Source organism: Bradyrhizobium sp. 41S5, from assembly GCF_011516665.3.
In the GTDB taxonomy this organism is placed as follows: Bacteria; Pseudomonadota; Alphaproteobacteria; order Rhizobiales; family Xanthobacteraceae; genus Bradyrhizobium; species Bradyrhizobium quebecense.
The window spans coordinates 4264560-4280264 of record NZ_CP083721.1 but is presented as its reverse complement, the minus strand read 5'-3'; the positions used below and the strand labels follow the sequence as shown (position 1 = coordinate 4280264).

General features: G+C 64.1%; 18 protein-coding genes. 12 read left to right on the top strand and 6 right to left on the bottom strand.

The features are described 5' to 3' along the window. Positions 1-11 precede the first annotated feature (11 nt). The 6 genes from HAP47_RS20380 (at position 12) to HAP47_RS20355 (ending at position 6185) form a co-directional block, all read left to right on the top strand. Positions 12-1112, top strand: coding sequence for an ABC transporter ATP-binding protein (locus HAP47_RS20380; protein ID WP_173643558.1), 1101 nt, complete (start codon positions 12-14; stop codon positions 1110-1112). Between the two features lie 29 nt (positions 1113-1141). Then, the gene (locus tag HAP47_RS20375) at positions 1142-2131 is read left to right on the top strand and encodes a hydroxyacid dehydrogenase (protein WP_173643557.1); all 990 of its coding nucleotides are present in this window, start codon (positions 1142-1144) and stop codon (positions 2129-2131) included. A 69-nt stretch (positions 2132-2200) separates the two neighbouring features. Beyond that, on the top strand, positions 2201-3625 hold the full coding sequence (locus tag HAP47_RS20370) for an amidase (RefSeq protein WP_173643556.1): 1425 nt from the start codon (positions 2201-2203) through the stop codon (positions 3623-3625). Positions 3626-3727: 102 nt separating this feature from the next. Further along, entirely contained in the window at positions 3728-4372 is a 645-nt protein-coding gene (locus HAP47_RS20365; protein ID WP_231168311.1) for a hypothetical protein, read from the top strand. A 51-nt stretch (positions 4373-4423) separates the two neighbouring features. Then, positions 4424-5197 carry a transporter substrate-binding domain-containing protein gene (locus HAP47_RS20360; protein ID WP_371821631.1) on the top strand — a complete coding sequence of 258 codons (774 nt, stop codon included), beginning with the start codon at positions 4424-4426 and terminating at the stop codon, positions 5195-5197. A gap of 184 nt (positions 5198-5381) precedes the next feature. Then, positions 5382-6185 (top strand): DUF2147 domain-containing protein, encoded by an 804-nt coding sequence (locus HAP47_RS20355; RefSeq protein WP_173643554.1) that lies wholly within the window; start codon positions 5382-5384, stop codon positions 6183-6185. Positions 6186-6264: 79 nt separating this feature from the next. Here the strand turns inward: HAP47_RS20355 and HAP47_RS20350 are convergent, their stop codons facing one another. After that, the gene (locus HAP47_RS20350; protein ID WP_146985948.1) at positions 6265-6669 is read right to left on the bottom strand and encodes a (R)-mandelonitrile lyase; all 405 of its coding nucleotides are present in this window, start codon (positions 6667-6669) and stop codon (positions 6265-6267) included. A 23-nt stretch (positions 6670-6692) separates the two neighbouring features. Further along, positions 6693-7391: a ribonuclease activity regulator RraA gene (locus HAP47_RS20345; protein ID WP_092114436.1), complete on the bottom strand. Its 699-nt coding sequence runs from the start codon at positions 7389-7391 to the stop codon at positions 6693-6695. A 213-nt stretch (positions 7392-7604) separates the two neighbouring features. On the opposite strand from HAP47_RS20345, the gene pxpB reads away from it, so the two are divergent. The 4 genes from pxpB (at position 7605) to HAP47_RS20325 (ending at position 10752) form a co-directional block, all read left to right on the top strand. Continuing rightward, entirely contained in the window at positions 7605-8336 is a 732-nt protein-coding gene (pxpB, locus tag HAP47_RS20340; RefSeq protein WP_173643553.1) for a 5-oxoprolinase subunit PxpB, read from the top strand. Further along, entirely contained in the window at positions 8333-9367 is a 1035-nt protein-coding gene (locus HAP47_RS20335) for a biotin-dependent carboxyltransferase family protein (RefSeq protein WP_173643552.1), read from the top strand. Before pxpB ends, HAP47_RS20335 begins: the two co-directional genes overlap by 4 nt. A gap of 32 nt (positions 9368-9399) precedes the next feature. Further along, entirely contained in the window at positions 9400-10173 is a 774-nt protein-coding gene (locus tag HAP47_RS20330) for a LamB/YcsF family protein (protein ID WP_092114433.1), read from the top strand. 150 nt (positions 10174-10323) lie between these two features. Continuing rightward, entirely contained in the window at positions 10324-10752 is a 429-nt protein-coding gene (locus tag HAP47_RS20325; protein WP_173643551.1) for a hypothetical protein, read from the top strand. Between the two features lie 74 nt (positions 10753-10826). Here the strand turns inward: HAP47_RS20325 and HAP47_RS20320 are convergent, their stop codons facing one another. From HAP47_RS20320 to HAP47_RS20310, 3 genes are all read right to left on the bottom strand, one after another. After that, a complete protein-coding gene (locus tag HAP47_RS20320; RefSeq protein ID WP_173643550.1) occupies positions 10827-10979 on the bottom strand; it encodes a hypothetical protein in 153 nt (50 codons plus the stop codon). A gap of 341 nt (positions 10980-11320) precedes the next feature. After that, complete coding sequence (locus HAP47_RS20315; RefSeq protein WP_173643549.1) at positions 11321-12478, bottom strand: CmpA/NrtA family ABC transporter substrate-binding protein; 1158 nt, start codon at positions 12476-12478, stop codon at positions 11321-11323. After that, positions 12475-13065, bottom strand: a complete 591-nt coding sequence (locus HAP47_RS20310) for an ANTAR domain-containing response regulator (RefSeq protein WP_018271619.1) — start codon at positions 13063-13065, stop codon at positions 12475-12477. Before HAP47_RS20310 ends, HAP47_RS20315 begins: the two co-directional genes overlap by 4 nt. Positions 13066-13345: 280 nt before the next feature. Between HAP47_RS20310 and HAP47_RS20305 the strand changes: the two genes are divergently transcribed. Both HAP47_RS20305 and HAP47_RS20300 read left to right on the top strand, forming a co-directional pair. Then, the gene (locus HAP47_RS20305; protein WP_231168309.1) at positions 13346-13681 is read left to right on the top strand and encodes a DUF7674 family protein; all 336 of its coding nucleotides are present in this window, start codon (positions 13346-13348) and stop codon (positions 13679-13681) included. 64 nt (positions 13682-13745) lie between these two features. Further along, positions 13746-14857 (top strand): IS3 family transposase gene (locus HAP47_RS20300; RefSeq protein WP_173643547.1). Its coding sequence is split into 2 segments (ribosomal slippage): positions 13746-14001 and positions 14001-14857, totalling 1113 coding nucleotides; the frame shifts between segments, so codons are not numbered across the junction. An 80-nt stretch (positions 14858-14937) separates the two neighbouring features. On the opposite strand, the gene HAP47_RS20295 is transcribed toward HAP47_RS20300, so the two are convergent. After that, entirely contained in the window at positions 14938-15396 is a 459-nt protein-coding gene (locus HAP47_RS20295) for a hypothetical protein (protein ID WP_173643546.1), read from the bottom strand. Between the last annotated feature and the right edge of the window lie 309 nt (positions 15397-15705).

Here is a 15705-nt window from a genome sequence, read left to right as displayed (position 1 = left end):
AGGTAGGATTCATGGCCGACGTGAGTTTGCGCAAGGTGGTGAAGCGTTACGACGAGGTCGAGGCGGTGCGCGGCATTGACCTCGATATCGCCGACCATGAGTTCGTGGTGCTGGTCGGGCCGAGCGGCTGCGGCAAGTCGACGACGCTGCGGATGATCGCCGGCCTCGAGGACATTTCCGACGGCGATATCATGATCGGCGGCGATGTCGTCAACGACGTGCCGCCGAAGGACCGTGACATCGCAATGGTGTTCCAGAACTATGCGCTGTATCCACACATGACCGTCGCCGAGAACATGTCGTTCGGGCTGCGGCTCAAGCACTACCCCAAGGCCGAGATCAAGAGCCGGGTGACGGAAGCCGCCCGCATGCTCGACATCACCGACCTGATCGACCGCAAGCCGAAGCAGCTCTCCGGCGGCCAGCGCCAGCGCGTCGCGATGGGACGCGCGATCGTCCGCAACCCGAAGGTGTTCCTGTTCGACGAGCCGCTGTCCAATCTCGATGCCAAGCTGCGCGTGCAGATGCGGATCGAGATCAAGAAGGTGCACCAGAAGGTCCGCACCACGACCGTCTACGTCACTCATGACCAGGTCGAGGCGATGACGCTGGCCGACCGCGTGGTGGTGATGAACCACGGCAAGATCGAGCAGATCGGCACGCCCAACGAGCTCTATCACAAGCCGGCGACCCGGTTCGTCGCAAGCTTCATCGGCTCGCCCGCGATGAATTTCGTGCCGTGTCGGCTCGAGGACGTCGGCGGCAAGCTCAACGTGCGGCTGACCGATCGGCTCTCCTTCCCGCTGCCGCCGGCGCGCGCCGCCCGCTACCAGGGCCTTTCCCGCACCGACAAGCTGCTGCTGGGTCTGCGGCCCGAGCATGTCATGGAGGCGCGGCCGCACGCCGAGCCCGGTATCGAGCCCTTCGATGCGATGCTTGACGTCACGGAGCCGATGGGCATGGAGACGCTGGTCTACTTCACGCTCGAGGGCTCCCAGCTCTGCGGCCGGGTCAATCCCAATGCCGGCGCGCGGGATGGCAGCCCGCTCCGATTGGCTGTGGACCTCAACAATATGCATTTGCTAAACGAGGTGACCGGCGCCGTGCTTTGACGGCGCACAAGAAACCTCAAGGGCAGGAAATGGCTACCAACAAGAAGAAGATTTTCATCACCCAGACTCTGTCTCCGGGGGCACGGGCCCTCCTCAATGAACGGGATGATGTAGAACTCGTCGAATTTCCCAACCTGATCTCGGCCAAGGACTTCCAGGCGATGCTGGAGCAGCATGCGCCGGTCCATGGCGTGGCGCTCGGCGCGACCCGCTTCGGCGAGGCGGAGCTGGAGGCATCCAAGGGCATGCTGGTGGTGACCCGGATCGGCGTCGGTTATGACGCGGTCGACGTGCCGGCGCTGTCGCGCCGCAAGGTGCCGCTGATGGTCGCAGGCACCGCGAACTCGCCGTCGGTGGCAGAGCAGGCCCTGTTCATGATGCTGACGCTGGCCAAGCGCGCGCAGGAAATGCACGCGATGGTCAAGGAAGGCACCTGGGCGAGCCGGCTCGGCGTGCTGCCGTTCGACCTCTACGGCAAGACGGTCCTGATCGTCGGCTTCGGCCGCATCGGCACCCGCACCGCCAAGCGCTGCCTTGCGATGGAAATGAACGTGCTGGTCTACGATCCCTACAAGGCGGCCGGCGAGATCACCGCGGCCGGCTGTGAGGCGGTGCCGAGCCTCGAAGCAGCGCTGCCGCGGGCGGATTTCGTCACGATCCATTGCCCGAAGTCGCCCGAGACAGTCGGCCTGTTCAACGCCGCACGGATCAGGCTGATGAAGCCGACCGCCTATCTCATCAACACCGCCCGCGGCGGCATCGTGGACGAGAAGGCGCTGCACGACGCGCTGGTGTCGGGCAAGCTCGCCGGCGCCGGCCTCGACGTGTTCGAGGTCGAGCCTCCGCCGGTCGGCCAGCCCCTGCACGCCCTGCCGAATGTGATCATGGCACCGCATGTCGCGGGCGTGACGGTAGAGGCTGTCGATCGCATGAGCGAGCAGACCGCGCGCAATATCCTGAGCGTGCTGGACGGCAATCCGCTGCGCCAGAACGTGATCAATCAGGACGTCCTCGGCTGAGCTTTCGGCCTTTCTCGTTTGCGCCCCGGCCGATCCCCCGAGGTCGGCCCGGCGATGCGGAGCATGCACATGGCTTTCAAGGAATTCGGCAACTACGACGCGGTCGGTCTCGCCGAGCTCGTCCGCAACAAGGACGTCACGGCAAAGGAGCTGCTCGACGAGGCGATTGCGCGCACGACCGCCGTCGATCCGAAGATCAACGCAGTCGTCGTCAAGCACTACGACTACGCCGAGCGCCAGATCGCCAAGGGGTTGCCCGACGGCCCCTTCACCGGCGTGCCGTTCCTGGTGAAGGATCTCGATCTGCTCGAGGGCACCCGGACCACGTCGGGCGCCAGCCTGCTGAAGGACTTCGTCGCGGACCACAATGGCACGCTGACCCAGCGCTTCCTCGATGCGGGTCTTGCGATTTTCGGCAAGAGCGCGAGCCCGGAGTTCGGCCTGATGCCGACGACGGAATCCCGCCTGTTCGGCCCGACCCGCAATCCCTGGAATCTCGACCATTCTTCCGGCGGCTCGTCCGGCGGCGCGGGGGCTGCTGTCGCCGCGCGCATCCTGCCCGTTGCGCATGCCAGCGACGGCGGCGGCTCGATCCGGATCCCCGCCTCCGCCTCCGGCGTGTTCGGCATGAAGCCGACGCGCGCCCGCAACCCCTGCGGCCCCGATCGCGGCGAGGGCTGGGGCGGCTTCTCCGTCGGCCATGTGCTGAGCATCAGCGTCCGCGACAGCGCGGTCATGATGGATGCGATCCATGGTCCTGAGCCGTCGAGCCTCTACGTCGCGCCGCCGCCGGAGCGGCCGTTTTCCCAGGAGGTCGGACGCGACCCCGGCCATTTACGCATCAGCTTCACCGACAAGTCGCCCTATGGCGATGCGATCGATCCCGAGATCGCCACGGCGGTCCGCGACATTGCCAAGCTGCTGGCGGGCCTCGGCCATCATGTCGAGGAGCGTGCACCGCCGCTTGCCGCCGATCCCGCCGCGGTCATGACGACGATCGTCGGCGGCAACACGGCGCTGACGATCCGCCTGCTCGAACAGCGCGTCGGGCGCACGCTGACGTCGGACGATGTCGAGCGGCTGACGCTCGCCAGCGGTCAGAACTCGGTCAAGATGACCCCCGCCGACTACGTCGCCGCGCAGCTTGCGGCGTTCCAGATCTCGCGCGGGCTTGCGACCTTCTTCGAGGGCTGCGACATCTTCCTCAGCCCAACCTTGTGCGCGCCGCCGCTCCGCATTGGCGAGTTGAACACGATGTCCGAGGACCTGACCCACATCGCGCCGGTGCTGCGCCGCTACATGCCTGGCACCTCGATGTTCAACATGTCCGGGCAGCCGGCAATGTCGGTGCCGCTGGCCTGGAACAAGGCCGGTCTGCCGCTCGGCATGATGTTCGCGGCCAAGCTTGGCGAAGAAGGACTGCTGTTCCGCCTCGCCAGCCAGCTCGAGCAGGTTCGCCCCTGGAAGGACCGGCGGCCCCCGGTCTGCGCCTAGCAATCAGGAACGAAGCGCTGGGCTGACAAAGGGCAGTCAGATCAGGTAGATAGAAGGGGCGCCGGCACGATTCCGCCGGCGTCATGCCTGGGAGGCCGAACCGTGAGTGACCCGACCGACAATGCGCTCGCCGCAATCGCGAGCATTCTCGATCAGACGACGTCGCCTCCCGAGAAGCCCAAGTCGTCGGACAACAAGTCCTCCGGCAAGACGGCGGACAAGGCATCCGAGCCTGTGGAGGAGCCGCCGGTCTCGATAGCGATGCCACCGCCCCTGCCTTCGTCCGTCGAGATCATTACCGTCGAGACCGTGTCCATTAAGACCGTGTCCGTGGAGGCCGCGCTTGCCGAGCCGCCGCCGATCGAGGAACCCGAGTTCCTGGTCGAACAGTCTGAGCCGAGTGAGACCGAGCTGAGCGAACCCGAGCCGAGCGTGCCGGAGCCGGAGCCGATCCAGCCGCCCCAACCGATCGAGGCCAATGGCTATTCCAAGTCCGGACCAGGCCCGATGGCTGCGCTGCGCTTCCGCTGGACGGTGCGCGAGGACGGCGCCCAATACTATGTCGACGAGACCGTCGGCGAAGGATCGACCCCGCTGGTCAATGGCCCCATGGACCGGGATGCCGCGATCAGATTCGTCGACGATCGCGAGGCCGAAGCGCGGCGCCGCTTCGAGCATTTCAAGCATGAGATCGTCAGCCGTACGGCGGCCGTCCTTCAGGCCAGCAAGGACCGCCACGAGACCTGACACGCGATACGTGCTCACGGGCATCGCAAAAGAGCGGATGGAGAAAATTTGATGTTTCGCGCGCTGGCCGGCCTCGCTCTCGCTTTGCTTGTTTCTGCCGCGCAAGCGCAGCCGGCGCCGTCCCGGCTCGATGAGATCGTCAAGCGCGGCACGCTGCGCGTCGGCATGACCGGCGACTACCTGCCCTTCACGGCGCTCGACAAGGAGACGAACGCGTTTCGCGGATTCGACGTCGACATGGCGCAATCGCTCGGCAAGGCGCTCGGCGTCAAGGTCGAGTTCGTGCCGACATCGTGGCCGCAGATGATGAAGGATTTCGAATCGGGCAATTTCGACATCGCGATGGGCGGCGTCTCCATCACCTTCGACCGGCAGAAGAAGGGCCTGTTCTCGACGCCGATCATGCGCGAGGGCAAGACGCCGATCGCGCGCTGCGCCGACAAGGGCAAGTTTGAGACTATCGCCGAGATCGACAAGCCCGGCACCCGTGTCATCGTCAATCCCGGCGGCACCAACGAGCGTTTTGCGCGCGCCAACGTGAAGGCCGCCGACATCCGTGTCTTCAACGACAACACCAAAATCTTCGAGGAGATCGCCAAGGGTGACGCCGACCTGATGATGACCGACGCGTCCGAGACGCGCTATCAGCAGAAGCTGCATCCCGGCGTGCTCTGCGCCGTGCATCCCGACCAGCCGTTCGACTTCGCGGAAAAGGCCTACTGGATGCAGCGCGACGTCGCGTTGAAGGCGTTTGTCGACCAGTGGCTCCATATCGCGCGCGAAGACGGCAGCTACGCGAAGATCTATGCCGCGTGGTTTGAATAGCCTGCGCCAAGTTTGCTGCTCGCGTGCGGCAAATTGATGCGCACGGCCTGAACCGGATCGCATCCAGTGATTTGAACCTGGGGCGCGAGGACACGACTCATGTTCTGACCGTGATTTGGGGCACGTTCAGCGAGGCGCCTACCAAATAGCCTCGCGAACGGGATTCCCTGCACTGGAGGTCGAGATGAGGAAGCTTCTGGCGATCGCCACGCTCGTGCTGGCGAGCACGGCGACAGCGCAGGCGCAATATACGTTCGATTACGGCGGCCGCACCATTCGCATCGATCCCGATCGTGGAACGGTTTCGATCCCCGGCGTCTATGACAATACCGGCCGTAGCACCAAGCGCGCCAAGCACAGGGACGCCGAGCAGAAGCGCGAGACGGCTCCGAAGGACGCCAAAACGGATTCTGCGTCCATGCCTGCCACGCCACCTGCGGGCGCTGCCTCACCCTCTTCCACTGCCGTTGATCAGGCCGCGGCGCCAGCGTCGTCAGCAACAACGACAGAGCCTGCAAACACGAGCGTTGCGTCACCGCCGCCTACGGCAGCAACCACACCGCCACCACCACCCGCGCCGCCAGTTGTGCAACAAAGTGCCGCGCCAGCGTCGGCAAAGCCGGCCCCGGCGCCGACGGTCGGCGCCGCATCGCCCGCGCCCAAGCCGGCGGCGAACCCCCTACAAGCAGCCAACTCGCCGCTCGGCGTCTGGCTGACTGAAGAGAAGGAAGGCAAGGTCCGCATCGAGCAATGCGGCGCCAATCTCTGCGGTTACTCGGTCGACAAGACATCGAACGCCAACGGCGAGCAGGTTCTGATCAACATGAAGCCGGGCAAGGACAAATGGAGCGGCCGGATCTTCGATCCCAACAGCGGCAGCACCTACGATTCCACCATCGCCCTGAAGAGCCCCGACACGCTGCGTGTCCAGGGCTGCGCGTTCGGGGGCATGTTCTGTGGTGGCCAGACCTGGACGCGGGTGAACTGAGCGACGCGAAATCGCGGTCCGGAATCAAAAAGCCCCGCTTGATCAGCGGGGCTTTTTCTTGTGGCCCAGCAACGCCGGCTCAGCCGACCTTGCCGTTGTATTCCTCGTCGGTGACGTGCTCCATCCAGGTCGAATAGACGCCGTCGAGCGCCTCCTGCATGGCGATGTGGGTCATGCTGTTGTCGGGCGAAGCGCCATGCCAATGCTTCTCGTTCGGCGGGATCCAGACGACGTCGCCGGGGCGGATTTCCCGGATCGGCCCGCCCTTGGCCTGCACGCGGCCGATGCCCGAGATCACATACAGCGTCTGACCGAGCGGATGGGTGTGCCAGGCGGTGCGCGCACCGGGCTCGAATGACACGCGCGAAGCATTCAGCCGCGCCGGCGCCGGCGCCATGTTGATCGGGTCCTGCAGCACGCTGCCGGTGAAGTTCTCCTTCGGCGCGCGGCGGGTCGGCCGCGAGCCGGAAACGTGGATATCCATGGGGTTACCTCCCTCTCTTGACGCTATTTCTTGGTTGCGGCGTAGCGCGCCTTGGTCTCGGCATTCATCGGATACAGGCCGGGCAGCTGGGCGCCATTGTTCACCTCGTTGACGATCCAGGCTTCCATCCGCTCCTGCTCGGGTCCTTCGGCCAGCACCTGGTCAAGGAACGCCTGCGGGATCAGCACCGCGCCGTCCTGGTCGGCCACCACCACGTCGTTCGGAAACACGGCAACGCCGCCGCAGCCGATCGGTTCGCCCCAGCCAACGAAGGTCAGACCTGCAACCGACGGCGGCGCCGCGTAGCCGTCGCACCAGACCGGCAGGCCGGTGCCGAGCACGCCCTCGACGTCACGGACCACGCCATCGGTGATCAGCGCCGTCACCCCGCGCTTGACCATGCGTGCGCAGAGGATGTCGCCGAAAATGCCGGCATCGGTGATGCCCATCGCATCGACCACGGCAATGCAGCCCGCCGGCATCGCCTCGATCGCGGTACGGGTCGAGATCGGCGACGACCAGGATTCCGGCGTCGCCAGATCCTCGCGGGCCGGCACGAAGCGCAGCGTGAAGGCCGGTCCGACCAACCGCTTCTGCCCGGGCTTCAAGGGCTTGGTGCCGCGCATCCAGATGTTGCGCAGGCCCTTCTTGAGCAGGACCGTGGTGATGGTGGCGGTGGACACGTGCGACAGCGTCGCGATCGCTTCGGCGGACAGTGACATCTGGAAAGCTTGCTCCGATGGGAGGAAAAGACCGGCGCATGTTGCCGGGCGAAGGCCCTGCGTCAAGGGCTGCGCGAAAAAGCTGCGATCACCTGAATTTATCGTCGGTATGCCGATTAATTTATTGAAGTTGCTGCATCATTTTGCACGAAGCGAATTCCGTTTTGAATCGAAACACGCTAGCTTGATGGCCGACCCAATCTGCTTGAGCCGATGGCCGAACCCTTAAGTCCTCCCCGCCTTTTGCCGAGTGGCGACAGCGCCATCACGGTGGAATTCAGCCGCACCATCGATGACGCCGCCAACCGGCGGGTGCTGGCGCTCGACCGCGTGATAGCAGCCGGGCCGATCGCCGGGATCACCGAGACCGTGCCGACCTACCGGTCGCTGCTGGTGCATTACGATCCCGCGCAGATCACCTTCGATGCGCTCGGCGAGCAGCTGCTTGCGCGCGCCGCCAAGGCACCGCCGACCGAAGGCGGAACGCGGCGCTGGCGGATCCCCATCACCTATGGCGGCGAGCACGGCATCGATCTCGAGGATGTGGCGAAGGCACTTCAGACCACGCCCGATGAGATCGTCGCGCGCCACGCCGCCGGCGACTATCGCGTCGCCATGATCGGCTTCACGCCCGGCTGGTCCTATCTCAGCGGGCTGGAAAAGTTCCTGCATATACCCAGGCGCAAGGAGCCCCGGCTCGTGACCCCAGCCGGCACCATCTCGATCGGCGGCATCCAGACCGGCGTGCAGTGCCTCGCCGGCCCGAGCGGCTGGCACCTGCTCGGCCGCACTCCGGTGCGAACCTACCAATTGCATCGCGAACCGACCTTCCTGCTGGAGCCGGGCGATGCCGTCAGCTTCACGGCAGTGGATGCCAAGACCTTTGCCGAACAGGACCGCGCCGCCGAGGCCGGCGCGTTCGTCGCGGAACTGGTGAGGCCATGAGCAAGCTCGTCGTCACCTCGATCGGCCCGGCAAGCTCGGTACAGGACGGCGGACGTCCGGGCTCGCAGCGCTACGGTCTGACGCCGAGCGGCGCGATGGATAGGCTTTCGCTGGCGGCCGCCAACACGCTGGTCGGCAATGAGCCGTTCGCCGCCGCGGTCGAAATCGGTCCATTCGGCGCCACCTTCACCGCGCGCGGCGGCGCGGTGCGCATCGGACTCGCCGGCGCATCGCGCAATGCCGACATCGGCGGGCGGCCGGTGGCGTTCGACAGTTCGGCGACGCTCGCCGAAGGCGAGACGCTCAATCTCGGCTTTGCGCGCGGCGGCTCGTTCAGCTATCTCGCGATCGAGCACGGCATCGAGGGCGAGCCGATGTTCGGCAGCCTCGCCGTCAATGCCCGGGCCGGGCTCGGCAGCCCCTACCCGCGGCCGCTGCAAAGCGGCGACGAGTTGAAGACGAAAGCTGCGAGCGGCGCCGCCGAGCGCCGCATCGAGTTGCCGGCCGCTACCGATGCGCCGATACGCATCGTGTTCGGCCCGCAGGACGACGAGTTCACCGAAGAAAACAAGCAGCTGTTCCTCGACAGCGAGTGGAAGATCTCGGCCACCAGCGACCGCATGGGCTACCGGCTCGAAGGCGCCGTCATCAAGCACCGCGACGGCCACAACATCGTGTCCGACGGCACCGTCAACGGCAGCATCCAGGTGCCCGGCAATGGCCAGCCGATCGTGCTGATGTCGGACCGCGGCACCAGCGGTGGTTATCCAAAGATCGCAACCGTGATCACGGCCGACCTTGGCCGCTTCGCGCAGACCTCCGCCGGCCGGCCGTTCCGCTTCAAGGCCGTGACCATGGCGGAAGCGCAGGCCGAGGCGATCAAGTTCCACGCGCTTCTGCATTCCCTGCCCGATCGCCTCCGCGGCATCGACGATTTTGGCCTCAACATCGAGGCGCTGCGGGATGCGAATGTCGCGGGTCAGGCCGTCAGCGCCGTCGATGTGTCGACCTGGCAAGTTGCGCTACCCTGAATCAAATACGAACAACAAACGGATCGATCGTCATGACTGCAACCATCGACCTCAATTGCGATCTCGGCGAAAGTTTTGGCCCTTGGGAAATGGGCAATGATGCCGCGATGATCGAGCTTGCAACCTCGGTCAACGTCGCCTGCGGCTTCCATGCCGGCGACGCCGACATCATGCGCAAGACCGTCGAGCTCGCGAAGGCGCGCGGCGTCAGCGTCGGCGCCCATCCTGGCTACCGCGACCTGCACGGTTTTGGCCGCCGCCCGATGCCGGGGCTGACATCCTCCGAGATCGAGAACCTGATCGCCTATCAGATCGGCGCCCTGCAGGCGATCGCAACCGCGGCCGGCCACAAGGTTACCCATGTGAAGGCACACGGCGCGATCTCCAACGTCGCCTGTGAGGACGACATGACCGCACGGGCGATCGCCAATGCGATCAAGGCGGTCGACCGCAATCTCATCTTCGTGGTGCTCGCCAACTCAAAGCTGGTGCGCGCGGGCGAAGCCGCCAATCTGCGGATGGCGCACGAAGTGTTTGCCGACCGCGCCTATGAGGACGACGGCAATCTGGTGTCGCGCAAGAAGCCCGGCGCGGTGCTGCACGATCCCAAGGCGATCGCCGAGCGCGTGGTGCGGATGGTGCAGGATGGCGCGGTCGTCTCGGTCACCGGCAAGGTGATCAAGATGCAGACCGATACCGTCTGCATCCATGGCGACACGCATGGCGCCGTCGAGATCGCGCGCGGTCTGCGCGAGGCGTTGAGCAAGGCCGGCATCACGGTTGCGCCGTTCAAGACCGCGCACTGAGCCGCCAACGCATCGATTGAAAAGGGCCGGCTGTCGCGCCGACCCTTTTAGATTCCGTTAAGAGTCTTCTTAAACCCAAACTTGCCGTTTGATTGCTAGGTGCAGCTTCCGAGCCTTTGATTGTCCTCTCAGGAAATTGGGTACGAAAGCATGTTCCGCACCAGCCTCTCCCTCGCAATTGCGGCGGTTGCCACGGCCGCATTCACCAGCGCAGCCTCCGCCGGCTGCTACAGCTGCTATACGCCGCCGCCCCAGCCCTGCACGACCTGCTATCAGGTGCAGACGGTGCCGCCGCAGTATCGCACCGTGCAGGAGACCGTGATGGTGTCGCCGGGCCGCGTGATCGCGCATCGCACGCCCGCGCAGTATCGTACCGTGATGGTGCCGAAGACCGTGATGGTCGCGCCCGAAGGCGTCGCCTATGAGCGCATCGCGCCGCAATACGCCACCCAGGAACGCACGCAGATGGTCTCGCCGGGCTATTCCTACTACGCGCCGGTCCAGCCGACCTGCAACACCTGCGGCGGTGGATATGGCTATGGCTACAGCTACGGATATGGACGCGGCTACGGCTACTGAGCCGTCAGCATCCAGACAACACAAAGCCGCCGCCTGGGGACATCAGACGGCGGCTTTTGAATTTTCAGAAGGGCTCAGAACGGGTGGACGGACAGCGTGCCGAACACGATGGCCGCGATCACGGCGAACGCGCTGTAGAGCGCCGCAGTGTGAATTCCGGTCGCGGACTTCCTTGAAATTTGTCGCGCGTAAAAGTGCAGGCGGGCTTCCGCCGATAGCTCGCGCATGGTCGATCTCCAACGCCCCATTCTCGAGCATATGGAATAGCGTTCCCACGCCGATTCAAGCGGGCAGCAAAAATAGCGATGCCACCGCCTTCGGGAACACGGTTCCGAGAGGAAAATTCTTTCCCGTGCGCTCGGCCGAGAATCTTATTCGTTGCAATCTGAGGCGTCGGGAACCCGCGCCAGTCCCGCAATAATCGAAATTCTCGAAAACAACCCCATGCAAAGTAGCCGGAGGTGGATAGCTGAGGCGCGGCCGCTGCCGTGTCTGTTGCTCATCCTTGTCCCGGCAACAAAACGTAACAGCCGTGCACATGCCGGTGGAAGCGGCCGCTGCACCGCGCTCAGGGCTTCCAGCGCCCGATCTTGAAGGCCGCCAGATGGCCAGGAACGTCGTTCGGATCGAACGGCGGACCGGCGAACGCACCGATGGCGTTGGAGGTGCCAGCCGGGCGCCCGGATGCGGCGTCGTAGAGGTCCGGCCTGAACACCGCCATGGCAGCCTTAAGTGCCTCCGGCCGGTACGGCGTCTGGCCCCAGCGAACCATCTGCGCGTAGAGCCAGGCCGCCTGCCCCGGGTCCGGTCGCGCCGCCGCCTCGCGCCCGACCAGCAAATAGCGACTGCTTTCGCGCATGGTGCCGTCGGGCGAGATCTTCAGCCGGCCGTCGAGCGTGCGCTGGATGACGTCGGCGTCGACGCCGAGCCGCTCGGGCTGCGCCAGGATGCGCGCGACCTCGAGCCGGTTTTCCGGCTGCTCGATGAACTCCGCGGCGCGCAGATGCGCGCGCACCAGCGAGGCCACGACGTCGGCGTTCTTCTCCGACCAGTTCTGGCGCACCGCCAGCACCTTCTCCACCGCGCTGAGCAGGATGTCCGAGACGAAGTGCAGGATGTGGCCGACGCCGCGATCGACCGCGATCGAATTCCAGGGCGCGCCGACGCAGAACCCGTCGACATGGCCGTTGGCCAGACTGTCCACCATGTAGGGTGGCGGCAGCACCACGAGCTGGACGTCCTCGTCGGGATCGACGCCGCCGGCGGCCATCCAGAACCGCAATTGATAATTGTGGGTCGAGAACGGAAAGGTCATGCCGAACGTCAACGGCTCGGCCCCGCTCTTGCGCCGCTTGGCCACGACGCGGGCAAGCGCGCGCGCGGTCGCCATCGGATCGAAGCGGTCGCCGTCGATCTCTTCCATCAGCGCCGCGTGCAGCGCCGGCGATACCGTGATGGCGTTGCCGTTGAGCCCGAGACTGAAGGGCGCGGCGATCGGCACCTTGACGTGGCCGAGCCCGAGGTGTGATGCGATCGCCACCGGCGCCAGCAGATGAGCCGCGTCGAATAGTCCGATATTGAGCTTGTCGCGTACGTTCGACCACGACACTTCGCGCACGAGGGCAACATCGAGGCCTTCGGCTGCGGCAAATCCCTTGTCGACCGCGACGATCAGGGCGGCAGCGTCAACCAGCGGAATGAATCCGATGTGCAGGGGTGTGGTCATTTCAAGAGCTCCGACGCCGTCAGGATCGATTGCGCGATCTCCCCGATCTTCTTCTTCTCGCGCATCGCGGTCGAGCGCATCAGCACGTAGGCCTCTTCCTCGGTCAGCCCCTTCACCTTCATCAGGATGCCCTTGGCACGGTCGATCACCTTGCGCTCCTCCAGCGCATGCTTGGTGCGGTCGAGCTCATCCTGCAATTTGGAGAAGGCATTGAAGCGCGACACGCAGAGGTCGAGGATCGGCTTCATCCGCTCCTTCTTGAGGCCGTCGACGATGTAGGCGGAGACGCCCGCCTCCACCGACGCCTGGATCGAAGCGGCGTCGCTCTGGTCGACGAACATCGCGATCGGCCGGCGGACGGCACGGCTGACCTGGAACATTTGTTCCAGCACGTCGCGGCTGGGGTTCTCGAGATCGATGACGATGATTTCAGGGTCGAGCGCATAGATCCGCGACAGCAGGCTCTGCATCTCGCTGATATGGACCACGTCCGTATAGCCGGCCTCCCGCAGTCCCTCCTCGAGGATGGCCGCACGGATCGGGCTCTCGTCGACGATGACGATCTTGGGAGACGATTCAGCGCTCATCGACCACTCTTAAAGCCCGGCAAGAACCATCCATATCACGCCGGGACGGTGCGGAAAGGGTTGTAATTCTCGGCAATTGGGACTAGCTCCTGCCCATCAATCAGGCAGATTCAGAGATATGCAAGAGGCCGCCGCGCCGAAAGTGAGCTTTGTGTCCTTGGGGTGATCCTGAGACAACGAATGTAAACTTTTCGGCGCATGCTCCCAAGAATGGCCATCCGGAGGCGGCTGTCCTCCGGACTATCAAGCGTCAGTGCCGGCAATGATCTGCAAGAATGAGATGTTCGAGCCGATGCTCGTCGCGTGTCCGGTATTCGTCCCGGCCTGGCGCGCTTTCCTCGATCAATGGAAAGATAGTAACGAAGAACTGCCGTACTATTTGGCGCTTGGAGATTTAGCTCACCATCTCGTGGAGCAGCTCGAAGCCGGTGCGACCCAAAATTTCGACGCGGTATTTGATGTTGTTGAGCGATGGCATTGCCACGGGGACGCCTACGTAAGAGAGGCGGCCACGATTGGCCTGCTTGAAGGAATTGAGAACGTCTCTCTGAGAAGAAGCATCAATCCGAGAAGGTTCGAATTTTGGCTGAAACCCGAGTCGAAGCGCTGGTGGTGACCTGCTCCCCTGAAACGCCCCCGGTTTTGAGTTAGGGTTCTGTTCTCCACCGAGGAGACAGACGATGCGTAAAGGCAGGTTCACGGAAGAGCAGATCATCAAGGTCTTGAAGGAACACGCTGCCGGAATGTCGGCGAGCGATCTGTGCCGCAAGCACGGCATCAGCGATGCGACCTTCTACAAGTGGCGGTCGCGCTATGGCGGGATGGAGATCTCCGACGGCCGCAAGCTGAAGGCCCTGGAAGAGGAGAACCGCAAGCTCAAGAAGCTGCTGGCGGAGTCGATGCTAGACGCATCGACACTGAAGGAGATGCTCGGAAAAAACTTCTGACGCCCAGCTTGCGGAGACGCGCTGTGACCTGGGCGATCGATGAGAAGGGCTACTCGCAGCGGCGGGCCTGCGGGCTGGTTGGCCTGCAACCGAAGACCTATCGCTATGCCCCGACGAGACCGGACGATGGTCCGTTGCGAGCCCGGCTGAAGGAATTGGCGTCGCAACGTCGCCGCTTCGGCTACCGTCGCCTGGGGCTGCTATTGGCTCGGCAAGGGGTCCGGATCAATCGGAAGAAGCTGTACCGGCTCTACAAGGAGGAGCGGCTGAGCGTGCGCAAGCGTGGTGGCCGCAAACGGGCACTGGGCACCCGGGCGCCGATGACGATCCCGCAGGATCAGAACCTGCGCTGGTCGCTCGACTTCGTGATGGACACGCTGGTCAGTGGCCGGCGCTTCCGTGTCCTGACCCTGGTCGACGACTTCACCCGGGAATGCCTGGGTCTGGTCGTCGACACCTCGCTCACCGCCCTGCGTGTGGTGCGTGAGCTTGGCCACATCATTGAAAGCCGGGGCTGCCCACGCATGATCGTGAGCGACAACGGCACCGAGTTCACTTCAAATGCGATCCTGGCCTGGCAGGAAGAACTCGGGATCGAGTGGCACTACATTGCGCCCGGCAAGCCGATGCAGAACGGCTTTGTCGAAAGCTTCAACGGCCGCCTGCGCGACGAGTGCCTGAACGAGCACCTGTTTGCCAATCTCAACGAGGCTCGCCGGATCATCGAAGAGTGGAGGATCGACTACAACACCAACCGACCGCACACGAGCCTCAACGGGCTCACACCGACCGAGTTTGCAACCCGCCCCAACAGGGGCCAAACCCAGAACAGACTCTCCTTATAAACGAGGGCAAATCGGGGAGCAGGTCACACGTGCTCAATCCCGGGCGGAAGCACCATCACCCGAAGAGAAATTCGCAGTCTTCAATTCGCATCACCTTGTAGGACAGCATCGTCCTCTTTTCCATCCAAGACCTTTTCGAATTGCTCGGCAAATCCGTCGACGGCCGCATACTCCGTCAGGAACCGTATAGTGGCGCTGTTCTGCAAATCGGCATCAGGTGTTTTCGTTTTCCCGACCTGTGAGGCGAGGTCGACGTGGACAAGAAGCGTTCCACGGGTGTTGTAGGGCTTAATGCTGATCCTGAGATGGCATTGTTCGAGGCTGCCCGTGCCATTCCAGAAGCCGCCCTCGATTGTCGGCGGATTTGCTGGCGTCAGCGGGAAGGATCGAAGGTTGGCAAGAAAAGTCTCCTTCACGTGCGTGCGGTCAAACCACGCCGATCCCCGTGCAGAGAAAGTGCCCGATTTCACAGTTGCGATGATTTCGCCCGTCCACTCGTCATCTGACCTGTAGACAACCCGCAATTCGGCCGTGCTCATTCGCAACGCGCTCCCCGAGACCCCGCCATTCCGAATTATATCCAAAGCACTTTCACGGCAAGAACGAGCGATAGTTAATGTCTGTCGTTTGCCCATCGCGTGGGCTGGCCGATGTCCGCTCCTGTGCAGCTTATTTTGGCGTACCTGCACGCGGCTGATCACTGGGAAGCTGCCGCAGTCTCGCGATCTCTTCCGCGGCGTCCTTCACCAACTCGCGGATGTGGTCGTCGGTGCGGATGCTTCCCGCGCACGCGTTCGCGCGCCAAAGCCGTATGGCCTCGGCGCGGTTGGCGCGTTCTTGATGGTCGT

Coding starts and splice junctions, on each gene's coding strand:
- HAP47_RS20325 (WP_173643551.1), top strand. CDS start 10,324: ATGTTCCGCACCAGCCTCTCCCTCGCAATTGCGGCGGTTGCCACGGCC.
- HAP47_RS20330 (WP_092114433.1), top strand. CDS start 9,400: ATGACTGCAACCATCGACCTCAATTGCGATCTCGGCGAAAGTTTTGGC.
- HAP47_RS20305 (WP_231168309.1), top strand. CDS start 13,346: ATGTTCGAGCCGATGCTCGTCGCGTGTCCGGTATTCGTCCCGGCCTGG.
- HAP47_RS20360 (WP_371821631.1), top strand. CDS start 4,424: ATGTTTCGCGCGCTGGCCGGCCTCGCTCTCGCTTTGCTTGTTTCTGCC.
- HAP47_RS20295 (WP_173643546.1), bottom strand. CDS start 15,396: ATGAGCACGGCCGAATTGCGGGTTGTCTACAGGTCAGATGACGAGTGG.
- HAP47_RS20380 (WP_173643558.1), top strand. CDS start 12: ATGGCCGACGTGAGTTTGCGCAAGGTGGTGAAGCGTTACGACGAGGTC.
- HAP47_RS20355 (WP_173643554.1), top strand. CDS start 5,382: ATGAGGAAGCTTCTGGCGATCGCCACGCTCGTGCTGGCGAGCACGGCG.
- HAP47_RS20375 (WP_173643557.1), top strand. CDS start 1,142: ATGGCTACCAACAAGAAGAAGATTTTCATCACCCAGACTCTGTCTCCG.
- HAP47_RS20315 (WP_173643549.1), bottom strand. CDS start 12,478: ATGACCACACCCCTGCACATCGGATTCATTCCGCTGGTTGACGCTGCC.
- HAP47_RS20350 (WP_146985948.1), bottom strand. CDS start 6,669: ATGGATATCCACGTTTCCGGCTCGCGGCCGACCCGCCGCGCGCCGAAG.
- HAP47_RS20310 (WP_018271619.1), bottom strand. CDS start 13,065: ATGAGCGCTGAATCGTCTCCCAAGATCGTCATCGTCGACGAGAGCCCG.
- HAP47_RS20370 (WP_173643556.1), top strand. CDS start 2,201: ATGGCTTTCAAGGAATTCGGCAACTACGACGCGGTCGGTCTCGCCGAG.
- HAP47_RS20345 (WP_092114436.1), bottom strand. CDS start 7,391: ATGTCACTGTCCGCCGAAGCGATCGCGACGCTGTCGCACGTGTCCACC.
- HAP47_RS20320 (WP_173643550.1), bottom strand. CDS start 10,979: ATGCGCGAGCTATCGGCGGAAGCCCGCCTGCACTTTTACGCGCGACAA.
- pxpB (WP_173643553.1), top strand. CDS start 7,605: ATGGCCGAACCCTTAAGTCCTCCCCGCCTTTTGCCGAGTGGCGACAGC.
- HAP47_RS20335 (WP_173643552.1), top strand. CDS start 8,333: ATGAGCAAGCTCGTCGTCACCTCGATCGGCCCGGCAAGCTCGGTACAG.